This is a genomic window from Pantoea sp., assembly GCF_039594315.1.
Lineage (GTDB): Bacteria > Pseudomonadota > Gammaproteobacteria > Enterobacterales > Enterobacteriaceae > Pantoea.
In genome coordinates, this window is the sequence record NZ_JBCNNP010000002.1 from 124,298 (window position 1) to 137,175 (window position 12,878).

Consider the following 12,878-nt stretch of genomic DNA (forward strand, 5'->3'; position numbering starts at 1 on the left):
AGCCCTGATGTAAAACTGAGTGCCACCTAATCATCCCTTCTCCCACTTGTGGGAGAAGGTTAGGATGAGGTGAAGCGTTCTCCGATCTAACTCACCTGCCCAACAATCTGCAAATTCGCATCATCCGGCACTTCGTTATACGACAACACATTCAGCCCATTGGCAAACAGGCGCGCATAACGCGCAATCAGCGGACGCAGTTGCGGCGTCACCAGCAGTACTTGCGTCAGGTTCTGCGCCTTGAGCTGTTCCATCATTACCGGCAAGGTGCTTTGCAGCTGCGTCAGGATATTCGGATCAACCGGGAAGCTATCCAGCGCCACTTTTCCGGCCTGCTGTGCCTGATTGAGCGCCGCCAGCAGTAAGTTCTCCAGACTGTTCTCCAGCGTATATGCCGATAGCGGTTTGTTGTCCGGCGCAATCGCTGCCACCATCGCACGGCGCAGCGCATAGCGCACATCCGAAGTCAGCAGGATTGGATCTTTGGTGATCGCCGCGCTCTCCAGCAAGGTGGTGGCAATGGTAGTGATATCTTTCAGCGACACCTGATCGTTCAGCAACAGGCGATACACTTTCAGCTGCAAACTGTAATTCACCGCCGCATTTACATCCTCTGACAGCTTCGGTGCCACGCCAGCCAAACGCTGATGCAGTTGCGTAATATCGTCGTAATTAAACAGCTCCGGCAGATTCTCGCGCACCACTTTATTGACGTGGGTTGCCACCACGCTGGCGCAATCCACCACTTGATAACCAAGGTTAAGCGCTTTGGCCTTCTGTTCCGGCAAGATCCATGTGACCGTCATGTTGTAAGCCGGATCAACGTCCAGAACGCCATCAATTTCGCCGTACTGTTCGGAGGTGGGGATTGCCATGAGACGATCGGCATGCACCTCGCCAATAGCAGTCCGTACCCCATTGATCTTGATAGCGTACTGCGCTGGTTTGAGATGGAAATCTTCACGCAGAGCGATCTCTGGCAGCAACACCCCGCTGGTTTCAGATACCACTTGCCGCACGCCACGCATGCGTTGCGTCAACGGAGCGCCTTTACTTTTATCCACCATAGTCACCAGCTTGTAGCCCAAATTGAGGCCAATCGGTTCCACCATGGGAATGTTGTCCCAGCCAATCGTCATTTGATCGTCTGGTTGCGCCAAAGCCTGCTGGATGGCGTCCATGTTGGTATGATCTTTTGCTGGAGCTTTGACTCTACGACCTTGACGCCAGGCAGAGAACAGCAGCAAAGCGGTGAAGGCCAAAAACACCATATGCGGCATGCCCGGCACGATTGCCAGCACAAACATTACGGCCGCAGCGGTATACAGCGTACCCGGTTTGGCTAACAGCTGAGAGCGAATATCATCACCCAGATCAGCACCATCGCTGATACGCGTGACAATAATCGCTGCCGCAGTAGAAAGCAGCAGCGATGGAATCTGCGCCACCAAACCATCACCAATGGTTAGCAACACATATTGTTCGAAAGCTTGCCCCGCGGGTAAGTTGTGCTTGAACACGCCAATCAAAATACCGCCGATCACGTTGATCAACAGGATCATGATGCCAGCGATAGCATCGCCACGAACGAACTTGGATGCACCGTCCATCGCGCCGTAGAAATCAGCTTCATTGGCAACATCTTTGCGTCGCAGGCCCGCCTGTTCCTGATTAATTAAGCCTGCATTGAGATCGGCATCAATGGCCATCTGTTTGCCAGGTAACGCATCCAGCGTAAAGCGTGCCGAAACCTCGGAAATACGTTCGGCACCTTTGGTGACCACCACAAAGTTGATGATCATCAGAATCATGAACACCACAAATCCGACGACAAAGTTGCCGCCAATCACCACATTACCAAAGGCCTCAATCACTTTACCGGCTGCGCCAACCCCTTCGTGGCCATTAAGCAGCACGACACGTGTGGACGCCACATTGAGCGTTAAACGCATCAGGGTGGTGATCAACAAAATGGTGGGGAAAATGGAAAAATCCAGCGGCCGTTTACTGTTGACGCTCGCCAGCAATACCATAATCGCGAGCACAATGTTAAACGTGAAAAGGATGTCCAATACAATGGGCGGCAGTGGCAAGATCACCATCGCCAGCACGCTTAACAACAGCACCGGTACACCAATATGTGCCTGGCGCAGTAGCTGGCTGAATTGGCGCGTTTTAAAGTGATTCATGAACTTTGTTTACCTCGTCCAGGTTCGGCAGTTGGGTATCCAGCCGCGGTTTTTCGCCCTGGCCAGCACGCCAGGTTTGCAGTTGCATTACGTAAGTCAGCACCTGTGCAATCGGGCGGAACAGCGCTGCGGGAATTTGTTGGTTAACGCGGGTACTGTGGTAAACCGCGCGCGCCAGGGGGGGAAACTCAACAATATCAATATTGTGCTTGCCCGCTACGCTGCGAATGTACAGTGCAACGTCATCAACGCCTTTCGCCACGATGTACGGAGCCGCGGCTTTTTTCGGGTCATACTTCAAAGCCACAGCAAAGTGCGTTGGGTTGGTAAGCACAACATCTGCAAGCGGCACCTGTTTGTTAATCTGGCCTAATGCCATCTGGCGTTGCAGGTTGCGAATTCGGGCTTTTACCTGAGGATTTCCTTCGTTGTTCTTGTGCTCATCACGCACCTCTTTCTTGCTCATCTTCATCTTTTTGGTGAAGAAAAAACGACTTAGCGGCACATCGATCACGGCAAACAAGACGATGGTGATGACAAACAAACGCATCATTGATGCAAACAATGCCAAGCCTTGCTCAATGGCTTCGCGCAGCACCAGTGTTTGCAAATCCATCATGTCAACCAGCTTATTGTTGATGGTGCTCCACAGCAAAGCCAAGATGATCAAACATTTAGCGATCATCTTCAGCACATCAACATAATGCTGCATTGAGAACATGCGCTTCACTCCACTGATGGGATTGAGCTTTTTCAAATCGGGTTTGATGCGTGTTGGCGCAAAGATCCAGCCACCGGGCAGCAGTGTGGAGATGGCTGCGGCGAATGGAATAGGGATCAACGTGGCGATGAATTTCAGGATGATCACTACCTGCGTTAACATGAACTGATGCAATGCACCGTCATCATGGATCCGATCGGCCATCTGGCGAGTGGCGAGAAAAGAGGCGCGAACCAGATCGCGATACCACGGAAAAAACAGACCAAGCATGATCAACGCCATGACCAAACTAACTGCCAGATTGACCTCTTTGGATCGTGGAATGTCGCCTTTTTTCCGCGCTTTACGTAGCTTGCCAGCACTGGGCTTTTCGCTTTTATCGCCGTTTTCTGCCATCAGTACGTCCTCATCGTCTCGAGCATCGCCAAGACTTGATTGGTAAGATCGAGATAGTGGCTGCCCACTTTTCCCATCAGCAATGTGAAACAGAACAGACCGAATAGCATGCTGATCGGGAAACCAAGGGCGAACAAATTTAGGGTAGGTGAAACACGATTTAGCAGGCCAAAAGCCCCTTGTACCAACATCATGATGATCACCGTTGGCATCGCCAACAGCAATGCGCCGCTGAGGATCCATCCAACGCCACCCGTAAGCGTGCGCAGTGAGATCTCATTGATCGCCTGACCGATTGGCCAGTAGGTAAACCCGGTGTAGAGAATGGTCAATAGCAGCAGATGTCCATCCATGCTGAAGAACAGCAGTGCGGCCCAAACCTGAATAATTTGTGAAATCACCATGGTTGAATTGCCGCTAGCGGGATCATTCATTACCGCCATACCTAAGCCCATATTCATCGACAAGATATTGCCGGCGGCTTGCAAAGCCCAAAAAGTCCACCACAGCATCTGCCCGAACAAGAATCCCCAAAGAATCTGTTCACCACTCAGAAGTAAATTTTGCATCGACAACAGATCTCGCAGCACCACGTTGTGAGCCAGCATTGGTGTCATCACGATACTGAGCAGCAGCGCCAAACCGATTTTGGCTTTGCGCGTAAAGGCGCGGTTATCCAGCAGTGGACAGAAGTGCAGGAAGGCATAGATACGCACAAATGGCAGCCACAGCGCGAAGATCGGCTGGATCAAATCGTTAATGGCGATGCCCACTGTCAGCCTACCAACTGCGCGGCTTGCTGGAAGATCAGCTGCGTAAAGTCGATCAATTGTGTCAGCATCCATTTACCAGCAAACACCAATACCAATAGCGTCATAATCAGACGCGGCAGAAAGCTCAGCGTCTGTTCGTTGATCTGCGTGGTAGCTTGAAAAATACTGACCATTAAACCGGTGATCAGGCTTGGCACAATAGCGACAGCGGAGATCATCAGTACCAACTTCAATCCCTGCGCCAAAATATCGCCAGCAACATCGATGCTCATCATAATGCTAGCCCTTGCACACTCTGGGTCAGCGTACCGACAATTAGCGACCAGCCATCACACAACACAAAAAGGATGAGCTTGAACGGCAGCGAAATGATCAGCGGCGATAGCATCATCATCCCCATCGCCATCAAAATACTGGCGACAATCAGGTCGATCACCAGGAACGGGATATAGATCATAAAGCCAATTTTAAAGGCGGTTTTCAGTTCACTCAGCACGAAAGCGGGCGCGATGATGGTGAGATCCTGCGCTTCTGGCTCGCCAGTGGCATTGGCGATGGTCATGATTTGCGCCAGCGAGGTGCTGTGGGTTTGCGACAGCATGAATTTTTTCAGCGGCACCTGGCCGGTACTCAGCGCCTGTTTCAGGCTGATTTCGTCGTTTTGATACGGCACCACGGCATTGTCGTAGATGTTAGTCCATACCGGGCGCATCACCAACAGCGTCAGCACCAGCGCGATGCCGGTCAGCACTTTGTTCGGCGGGCTTTGCTGCAAGCCAATCGCCTGACGCAGCAGCGCCAGCACGATAATAAAGCGGGTGAAACACGTCATCATCAACATCATGATCGGCAGCAGGCCGAGCAAGGTCATCAGAATCAGGATTTCAACTTTAACACTGTATTCCTGGCCGCCATTGGCGGAAGGCACTGCGGAGAACATCGGCAGTCCGTTCTGTTCAGCCAGTGCCAAACCAGGCAGCAGCAGCAGGCCAGCCAGCACCAGCCCTCCTTTAATCCAGCCGGAATTGCGCATCATTATTAGCCCGCCAGCTCGCTGAGATCGCTGTTATTAAACTCAATCAGGCGCAAGCCATATTTGTCGTTCAACACCACGACTTCCGCTTTGCCAAACAAAATGCCATTGACCTTAACGTCCAGCGGTTCGCCAGCCAGTTTATCCAGCTCGATCACCGAGTCATCGCCTACACCAATTAAATCGGCGAGCGAAATTTCCACAGACGCGACTTCCAAAGTCAACGTAACGGGAATACGGCTGAAGAGTGCCAGATTACGTGGTGCATCACGTGTCACGTTAGCAATCGGCTCGGCTACTTCGGTTTCTACTGGGTTTTCTAACGCAAAATCAAGATCTAACGCAGAAGCTAAATCATTTAAATCGCTCATATTATTCACTCGTACGGTCACTGAATTCGGAGAAAAAGAGTTTGCCGCGCTCTTCGCAAATCACGGCACTAAATAACGGTTGGTCGCCCACCAGCAATGGAATGCGATCATTCATGGCAATGGGCAGCACGTCGTTGGGTTTCAGACGCGCTAAATCTGCCACGGTCATTGGCAGAGTCGCCAAACGTCCACGCAGGCGTACGGGCAACTGTTTGAAGCTGTGCGGCCGAAGTGTCACAGGCGTATTGCGATTGGGATCTGCTGGAAGCCGCAGCGTGCTCAATAATCGATCGACATGTGCGGCATCCAGTAGCAGAGAGAAGTTGCCGTTGCTATAGCCATCGAGAAAGAAATCGATACGATACGACCATTGCGTTAATAAGGAAGCCGGATCAGTCTTAATGGTTAAGGTGTCCGAGAATAATTCGTCACCACAAATTAAATGCACCAGCTCACTGGCTAATTTATGCTGCAAGCGCTCTTCTGTTTTTGTTACCGGTAAATTATTCATCGTGAGATCACTTTGATCGTCGCGCGATAAACCGTAATAGTCATGCAAGATATTCAGCAATAAAGTTCTGTTAAGGCTAAATGCCAGACTACCAATTTCAGTACTAAAAATGGTGGCCTGCTTAACTGTGCAATCCATTTGGAATTGCATTTCACGAAGGCTGACATCGACCCGAAATTTTTTGAGGAAGTAAATGCCCAGTTTTGCATCAAAGCGATCGCTATTATCTTTAAATACCTTTGGGACTTTGTGATAAGGACGACCGAGTTTGTTAACTTCCAGTTTCATCAGATCAGGCTGATTATCTGGCGTATAAATTCTCATTCGATTGGATTTTGTGCGCATCTTCATGCTTCCCTCTGCGAGGATTTAACCTGTCTTAAATAGAGTGAGTGATTCCGCCGAGGGTTTTCTTCTGATTATTAGTCCAAAAAACCAAGCATCGAGTGAACCAGGAATCTTCCAGGATTTTTACCTGTCTGTTTAATCTGTGGCGAATTAAAGCCTTTTATCCTGATTAAAACAAGGAGGTTGATTTTATTAATCCATTAATAGGAGTAGCGGTTAAATATCAATTAAATATCATAAGATGATGATATTAAAAGATTAATATTTTAATACTGCAAACTTTGTAGCTAAGATTTTTCTTACCGATATACTCGGCGCACATCACAGGTGAAAGCAGCAGTAAGAAATCATTTCTGGCAGAATATAAGCCAATTCTTAATGATCAGTAGTCTGATTTCATCTTCGTAAGTTGCATGGACTTAAATACATAATTAAAGCGGCGTTTTCATAAGCAGTGTTGCAGCTTTAATGTGTGTAGAGAGACTCGGTATTATGAATATGGTTGGATCAATGCAGAATAATGATGATGAACGCTTTATTGCACATGCCGCGTCAAGTGTGAATCTTTTCGCGCTGGCGCAACGTGTAGCTAAGTTCAACGTTCCCGTATTAATTACTGGAGAAACCGGCACAGGTAAAGAGTGTGTAGCCAAATATATTCATCAGCATGCCTTTAGTAAAGGTGCACCTTATGTTGGTGTGAATTGTGCCGCTATCCCAGAAAATATGCTGGAAGCCATTTTATTTGGCTATGAAAAAGGGGCTTTTACCGGCGCAGTCACCAGTCAACCTGGAAAATTTGAACTGGCTAATGGTGGAACCTTACTCCTTGATGAAATCGGTGATATGCCGTTGGCATTGCAAGTAAAGCTGTTACGGGTATTGCAGGAACAGGAAGTTGAGCGTCTTGGAAGTCATAAAAAAATAGCGTTAGATATCCGCTTAATTGCATCGACCAATAAAGATCTTGAGGTCGAAATCGCTGAAGGCCGCTTCCGCCAGGATTTGTTTTATCGCCTTTCCGTGGTGCCGATGCATATTGCCCCATTGCGCGAACGCACGGCGGACATTCTGCCACTGGCTGAGCGCTTTGTAGAAAAATATCAGGGCTTTGTTAAACATCGGCCACAAATTACCGAGTGTGGCCGCAAGGCACTGCAAAGTTATAGCTGGCCCGGCAATGTTCGTGAGCTGGAAAATATCATGCAGCGCGGTTTGATCATGTGCGCCGATGGCGATCTTCACGCTGGCTGTTTCAACCTGAAAACCAGCGAAACATTCCTACCCGAAGTGTTGGTACAGCAACTCGGCGATGTCGTTAATACCGACGAAAGCCAAATCAAAAGCCATGGTCGCCGTGCTGAATCGCAATACATTCTGGATTTGTTGAAACGACACCAGGGAAATAAATCCAAAACTGCCGAGTTTCTTGGCATTACCCCACGCGCGCTGCGCTATCGACTGGCATCAATGCGCGAGCAAGGTTTTGACCTCGGCTGCGCCTCATAAAAGAGAACTTCTCCATGTTAGACAAACTTCCCGCTATCGGGGTGCAAGGACAAATGCTGGCCGAGATGCAGCGTATGCAGATGCAGGCGCAAAGCAGTGTCATCGCTCCAGCAGGTCAGATGGCTTCACTGAGTACCCCAAGTTTTAATGATGTATTGGATGGTGCAATTGGTCACGTTGATCGTCAGCAGCATGTGGCATCGCAAAAACAGACCGCCATTGATATGGGCTTAAGCGACGACTTGAGTGGCGCAATGATCGAAAGCCAGAAAGCCAGTGTGGCCTTCTCATCACTCTTGCAGGTGCGTAACAAACTGCAGCAAGGCTTAGATGAAATCATTAATAGCCCAATGTAAACGGAGCTGAACGTGCTGGAAAAAATACAGGCATTGCTACCCACCACTTCGGCGGCAATAGTCAAAAAATGGTTATTACCCGCGGCTGTGGCGGCGACGATTACGGCAGTAATTGTGGCGCTACTGTGGCAGAGCAACAACAAGTGGACCACGTTGTTTGGTTCGCAAGAAAACCTGCCGATGGCCGAAGTCGTGGAAACGCTCAGCGGTGAAGGTTTGAGTTATCGCGTGGCTCCCGATAGCGGCATGATATTGATACGCGAAAGTGAATTGCCGCAGGCGCGTATGGCGTTGGCGGCGAAAGGCATACGCGCAACATTGCCCGGCGGCTATGAGCTGATGGATAAAGAGGAGATGCTTGGCAGCAGCCAATTCGTGCAGAACGTGCGTTTGAGGCGCAGCATGGAAGGCGAATTGGCGCAGAGCATTATGGCGCTAGACAGTGTTGAGTTTGCGCGCGTTCATTTGGGCATTTCGGAAAGCAGCTCGTTTGTGCTTTCTAACAAACCCAACAGCACCGCTTCCGTCGTCTTGCGTCTCAAATATGGTCGCCAGCTTAGCGATGAACAAGTCGCGGCGATTGTTAGCTTGGTGGCGAGCAGCGTGCCGGGTATGAAAGCTGAGCAAGTCAGTGTTGTCGATCAAAAGGGCGCACTGCTTTCAGCACACATTGCCGATCAACTCAACGGGCGCACCGGCATGCGTAACAGCGGCGAGATGGTGCAGCAAATGCGCGAGCAGATTGAAGGCAATATCGCCAATCTCCTCGTACCTGTCATCGGCCGTGAGAATTTCCGCGTCAGTGTGGTTCCGCGTATTGATTTCAGCCAGGTTGAGGAGACACAGGAACGTTTCCTTAATGATCCTCGTGTCGCCAGTGAGCAACTGGCGCAGGACAACACCACTGAGCAATTGGCGGTGGGAATCCCGGGATCGTTGAGCAACCGGCCAGCGAATGCGCCCGCAGCAAACATCCCGCAATTGGCCTCACGGAATCAAGCACAGCGTCAGTTCAATTGGGACCGCGATGTGCGGCATGTCAAGTACCAAGGCTACGCCGTGCTCAAAGTGACGGTTGCCGTTGTGCTTAATCAGAATGCCACCGCAGTGCAAGGTTGGAATAACGACAATCAAACGCAAATCAACGCGTTACTGGCCAAAGCGGCGGGAATTGATAGTCAACGTGGTGATGAATTGTCACTGGCGTTACTGGCCTTTAGTCCTGCGGAAGTGCCGTTGGAAGACACCTTGCCATGGTGGGAACGTGATAGTTCACTGCTGTGGGCGGAACGTGCGGGGATTGGTTTACTCGCGTTATTGGTCATTCTGTTTGGCTTGTTACCGATGATGCGTCGCATATCGCGTCAGTCTGTTCCTGTAGCGGAGATGGAAAGTCCGGCGTTACTCGCGGAGATCCCCGTTGCTGATAAAGACGAAGGTGCCACTGCGCTTCTTAATAGCAGCTTCAGCGGTGATGATAACTTGCCGCCACAAAGCTCCGGTCTCGAAACCAAAATTAATTACCTCCAAACCCTGGCGCAGAGCGAAACCGATCGCGTCGCCGAAGTGTTGAAACAATGGATCAGCAGCAATGAGCGAAGCAGCAGAAAGTCATAACAGCAACGAAAGTGAGCAAAGTAATCGTGTGCCACTGCGTCTGGAACAAGCGGCAATTGTGCTGCTGAGCATTGGTGAAGAGGCCGCTGCGCAGGTCATGAGTAAGATGAGCCGCGAAGAGGTATTGCGCCTATCAGAAACAATGGCGCGTCTGAACGGCGTCAAGCTGACACATGCCAGGCTGGCCATGAATAACTTTTTCCAGGAATACCGCGAACAAAGTGGCATTAATGGCGCCTCACGCAGTTATCTACGCAACATTTTGGAACGTGCGCTGGGCGGAGAGATTGCCCGCAGTGTGATTAATGGCATTTACGGTGACGAGATCCGCCATCGCATGGCGCGATTGCAGTGGGTGGATACCCCACAACTGGCGGCGATGATTTCCCAGGAGCATCTTCAATTGCAGGCGGTATTTCTCGCTTTCCTGCCGCCAGATGTCGCGGCAGGGGTGTTGGCGCAATTAGATGAAACCCGTCAGGACGAAATCCTTTATCGCGTGGCCCGTCTTGATGACATCAATCGCGATGTAGTGGATGAACTTGATCGCTTGATCGATCGTGGCGTGGCGGTGTTGTCTGAACATGGTTCAAAAGTGCAGGGCATTCGTCAGGCAGCCAATATCGTCAACCGCATCAGCGGAAATCAACAAGCGTTATTAGCTCAGCTGGAATTGCGTGATGAATCGGTCGTCGATGAGCTGAAAAGCGAGATGTATGAATTCTTCATTCTTAGCCGCCAAAACAGCGCCGCACTTCAGCGATTGCTTGAAGAGGTGCCAATGGAGCAATGGGCGATTGCATTGAAGGGGACTGAACCGGTTCTGCGTCAGGCAATTTACGATGCGATGCCACGTCGACAGGTACAGCTTCTGCAAAATACCACCTCACGTTTGGGGCCGGTGCCCATCAGCCGCATTGAACAGGTTCGCAAAGAGATCATGACACGAGTACGTGAATTGGCCGAAGGCGGAGAGATTCAAATTCAGCTGTTTAGCGAACAAACGGTGGAGTAAACGATGAGCAGCAAGCAGATGCGTTCGCATCAGTTTCCCCCGCTGCGCAAACCCTGGCAGCGCGGCGATGAATCCCACGTTGCTGCGGATGCCGCTACGCTGCAGCAACAGTTGATGGAAGGCTTTCAGCAGGGCCTGAGCGATGGCTTTGCTCAGGGAGTAGAGCAAGGCATCAGTCAGGGAATTGAGCAAGGGATCGAGCGCGGTCGATCTGAGGGGCAGCAGCAAGGTTTTGATGCAGGAAAGCAGCAGGCGCTGACGCATTTCGCGGCGGCTGCTGCACCGCTTGATAGCTTAAGTCACCAATTACAGCAGCAGCTTGAAGAACATGATCAGCGTCGGAAAAGTGAACTGTTGGCACTGGTTGAGAAAGTCACACGTCAGGTGATTCGAGTTGAGCTGGCATTGCAGCCGTCGCAACTTCTGGCGCTGGTCGATGAAGCGCTCAGCAGTTTACCCGCGTTACCGACACAGTTGCGGGTGATGCTGAATGCCGAGGAGTTCAGCCGCATCAAAGAGCTGGAACCCGAGAAAGTAAAACTCTGGGGCTTAACCGCTGACAGTGAAATGGAGCCAGGTGAATGCCGCATATTGACCGATGCCAGTGAAATGGATATAGGCTGCAATCAACGGCTTAGCCAGTGCATGAAACTGTTACAAGACAACCTGTAAGAGAAGCCAACACGCCTCTTGTGTTGATCTCCGCATTAACTGGAATCCTCATGACGACATTCAACAACTTACTGCAATCGCTGGAAAATATCCCGCTGGCGCGTGTCGCTGGGCGTTTAGTACGCGTTAACGGCATTTTGCTGGAAAGCGTGGGATGCCAACTGGCGGTGGGCCAGCGTTGTAACGTTGAACAAGCTGATGGCACCTTGCTTGCGGCGCAAGTCGTTGGTTTTGATCGTGATGTTACCTGGTTGATGCCATTTAAAACGCCCGAAGGATTAATGGCGGGTGCTCGTGTATTTCCTCAGGAAAAACAGAGCGAGATTTTCATCGGCACCAGCTGGCTTGGTCGGGTCGTTAACGGTTTTGGCGAGCCAATGGATGGCAAAGGCAAACTTGGCGGTGACGAAGTATTGCCCATGCAAGCGGCGCAAATCCATCCGCTCACGCGGAAAGCGGTGGCTGAACCGCTTGACGTTGGTGTGAATACCATTAATGGCTTGCTGACGATTGGTAAAGGCCAACGAGTGGGATTAATGGCCGGTTCCGGCGTGGGAAAAAGTGTGCTGCTCGGCATGATCACGCGCAGCACCAATGCACAAGTGGTGATTGTTGGTCTGATTGGCGAACGTGGCCGTGAAGTAAAAGAATTTATCGATCATGCGCTTGGCCCGCTTGGTATGGCTAAGTCGATCGTCGTGGCGGCGCCCGCTGACGAATCACCGCTAATGCGCATGAAAGCGACCGAGCTGTGCCATACCCTGGCAGCATGGTATCGCGATGCGGGTTACGACGTGTTGTTGCTGGTGGATTCTCTCACACGTTATGCGATGGCACAGCGCGAAATTGCATTATCAATGGGAGAACCACCGGCGACGAAAGGTTATCCGCCGTCGGCGTTTGGCATCATTCCCAGGTTAGTCGAAAGCGCAGGTAACAGTGCTTCAAACGGCAGTATGACGGCGATTTATACGGTATTGGCTGAAGGTGATGATCAGCAAGATCCGATTGTCGATTGCGCGCGTGCGGTACTGGATGGCCACATCGTGCTGACGCGTGCGCTGGCTGAATCGGGTCATTATCCGGCGATCGACATTGGACAAAGCATTAGTCGCTGCATGAGCCAGATCACCGATAAAAATCACCAGCTGGCAGCCCGTACCCTGAAACAGCTTTATGCCGATTATATGGCGATTAAACCGTTGCTGCCATTAGGCGGTTATGTCGCGGGAGTGGATGCACAAGCCGATCGTGCGGTGCGATTGCAACCCGCAATTAGCAACTTCCTGTGTCAGACGGTGGATCAACCCGCCGAGCTGACACAAACCATCAATGATTTGCTGGCGCTAAGCCAGGCTTGAGGTAAG

Annotated in this window: 13 protein-coding genes; 6 read left to right on the plus strand and 7 right to left on the minus strand. The window is 50.9% G+C overall.

Features of this window, described 5'->3' with window-relative positions; genetic code table 11:
• Positions 1-86: 86 nt before the first annotated feature.
• Genes ABDW13_RS02180 through ABDW13_RS02210 form a run of 7 tightly spaced genes read right to left on the minus strand, consistent with a single transcriptional unit; the run spans position 87 to position 6,339 of the window.
• Positions 87-2,189, minus strand: a complete 2,103-nt coding sequence (locus tag ABDW13_RS02180) for a flagellar biosynthesis protein FlhA (RefSeq protein ID WP_343550761.1) — start codon at positions 2,187-2,189, stop codon at positions 87-89.
• The gene (gene flhB / locus ABDW13_RS02185) at positions 2,176-3,309 is read right to left on the minus strand and encodes a flagellar biosynthesis protein FlhB (protein WP_343550932.1); all 1,134 of its coding nucleotides are present in this window, start codon (positions 3,307-3,309) and stop codon (positions 2,176-2,178) included. The genes ABDW13_RS02180 and flhB overlap by 14 nt, the downstream gene beginning before the upstream one ends.
• Positions 3,306-4,079, minus strand: a complete 774-nt coding sequence (gene fliR / locus ABDW13_RS02190) for a flagellar biosynthetic protein FliR (RefSeq protein WP_343550762.1) — start codon at positions 4,077-4,079, stop codon at positions 3,306-3,308. Before fliR ends, flhB begins: the two co-directional genes overlap by 4 nt.
• 2 nt (positions 4,080-4,081) lie before the next feature.
• Positions 4,082-4,354, minus strand: coding sequence for a flagellar biosynthesis protein FliQ (gene fliQ, locus ABDW13_RS02195; RefSeq protein WP_343550763.1), 273 nt, complete (start codon positions 4,352-4,354; stop codon positions 4,082-4,084).
• Positions 4,351-5,115, minus strand: coding sequence for a flagellar type III secretion system pore protein FliP (gene fliP / locus ABDW13_RS02200; protein ID WP_343550764.1), 765 nt, complete (start codon positions 5,113-5,115; stop codon positions 4,351-4,353). Before fliP ends, fliQ begins: the two co-directional genes overlap by 4 nt.
• A 2-nt stretch (positions 5,116-5,117) precedes the next feature.
• Positions 5,118-5,483, minus strand: coding sequence for a flagellar motor switch protein FliN (fliN, locus tag ABDW13_RS02205; RefSeq protein ID WP_343550765.1), 366 nt, complete (start codon positions 5,481-5,483; stop codon positions 5,118-5,120).
• 1 nt (position 5,484) lies between these two features.
• Positions 5,485-6,339 carry a FliM/FliN family flagellar motor switch protein gene (locus tag ABDW13_RS02210; RefSeq protein ID WP_343550766.1) on the minus strand — a complete coding sequence of 285 codons (855 nt, stop codon included), beginning with the start codon at positions 6,337-6,339 and terminating at the stop codon, positions 5,485-5,487.
• A gap of 495 nt (positions 6,340-6,834) precedes the next feature.
• Here ABDW13_RS02210 and ABDW13_RS02215 point away from each other — a divergent pair, with 495 nt between their 5' ends.
• From ABDW13_RS02215 to fliI, 6 genes are read left to right on the plus strand one after another with little or no spacing between them, the layout of a single operon-like run.
• Positions 6,835-7,851, plus strand: coding sequence for a sigma-54 dependent transcriptional regulator (locus tag ABDW13_RS02215; RefSeq protein WP_343550767.1), 1,017 nt, complete (start codon positions 6,835-6,837; stop codon positions 7,849-7,851).
• A 14-nt stretch (positions 7,852-7,865) separates the two neighbouring features.
• Entirely contained in the window at positions 7,866-8,207 is a 342-nt protein-coding gene (locus ABDW13_RS02220) for a flagellar hook-basal body complex protein FliE (protein WP_343550768.1), read from the plus strand.
• A gap of 12 nt (positions 8,208-8,219) precedes the next feature.
• Positions 8,220-9,824 (plus strand): flagellar basal-body MS-ring/collar protein FliF, encoded by a 1,605-nt coding sequence (gene fliF, locus ABDW13_RS02225; protein ID WP_343550769.1) that lies wholly within the window; start codon positions 8,220-8,222, stop codon positions 9,822-9,824.
• On the plus strand, positions 9,799-10,839 hold the full coding sequence (locus tag ABDW13_RS02230) for a flagellar motor switch protein FliG (protein WP_343550770.1): 1,041 nt from the start codon (positions 9,799-9,801) through the stop codon (positions 10,837-10,839). Before fliF ends, ABDW13_RS02230 begins: the two co-directional genes overlap by 26 nt.
• A gap of 3 nt (positions 10,840-10,842) precedes the next feature.
• Positions 10,843-11,511: a flagellar assembly protein FliH gene (gene fliH / locus ABDW13_RS02235; protein WP_343550771.1), complete on the plus strand. Its 669-nt coding sequence runs from the start codon at positions 10,843-10,845 to the stop codon at positions 11,509-11,511.
• A gap of 50 nt (positions 11,512-11,561) precedes the next feature.
• Entirely contained in the window at positions 11,562-12,872 is a 1,311-nt protein-coding gene (gene fliI, locus ABDW13_RS02240) for a flagellar protein export ATPase FliI (protein WP_343550772.1), read from the plus strand.
• The last annotated feature ends 6 nt before the right edge of the window (positions 12,873-12,878 follow it).

Bases quoted from the DNA above. Each gene is read 5' to 3' on its own strand.
- ABDW13_RS02215 (WP_343550767.1), top strand. From the start codon at position 6,835: ATGAATATGGTTGGATCAATGCAGAATAATGATGATGAACGCTTTATT.
- fliN (WP_343550765.1), bottom strand. From the start codon at position 5,483: ATGAGCGATTTAAATGATTTAGCTTCTGCGTTAGATCTTGATTTTGCG.
- ABDW13_RS02180 (WP_343550761.1), bottom strand. From the start codon at position 2,189: ATGAATCACTTTAAAACGCGCCAATTCAGCCAGCTACTGCGCCAGGCA.
- fliH (WP_343550771.1), top strand. From the start codon at position 10,843: ATGAGCAGCAAGCAGATGCGTTCGCATCAGTTTCCCCCGCTGCGCAAA.
- ABDW13_RS02220 (WP_343550768.1), top strand. From the start codon at position 7,866: ATGTTAGACAAACTTCCCGCTATCGGGGTGCAAGGACAAATGCTGGCC.
- fliI (WP_343550772.1), top strand. From the start codon at position 11,562: ATGACGACATTCAACAACTTACTGCAATCGCTGGAAAATATCCCGCTG.
- fliP (WP_343550764.1), bottom strand. From the start codon at position 5,115: ATGATGCGCAATTCCGGCTGGATTAAAGGAGGGCTGGTGCTGGCTGGC.
- ABDW13_RS02230 (WP_343550770.1), top strand. From the start codon at position 9,799: ATGAGCGAAGCAGCAGAAAGTCATAACAGCAACGAAAGTGAGCAAAGT.
- ABDW13_RS02210 (WP_343550766.1), bottom strand. From the start codon at position 6,339: ATGCGCACAAAATCCAATCGAATGAGAATTTATACGCCAGATAATCAG.
- fliQ (WP_343550763.1), bottom strand. From the start codon at position 4,354: ATGATGAGCATCGATGTTGCTGGCGATATTTTGGCGCAGGGATTGAAG.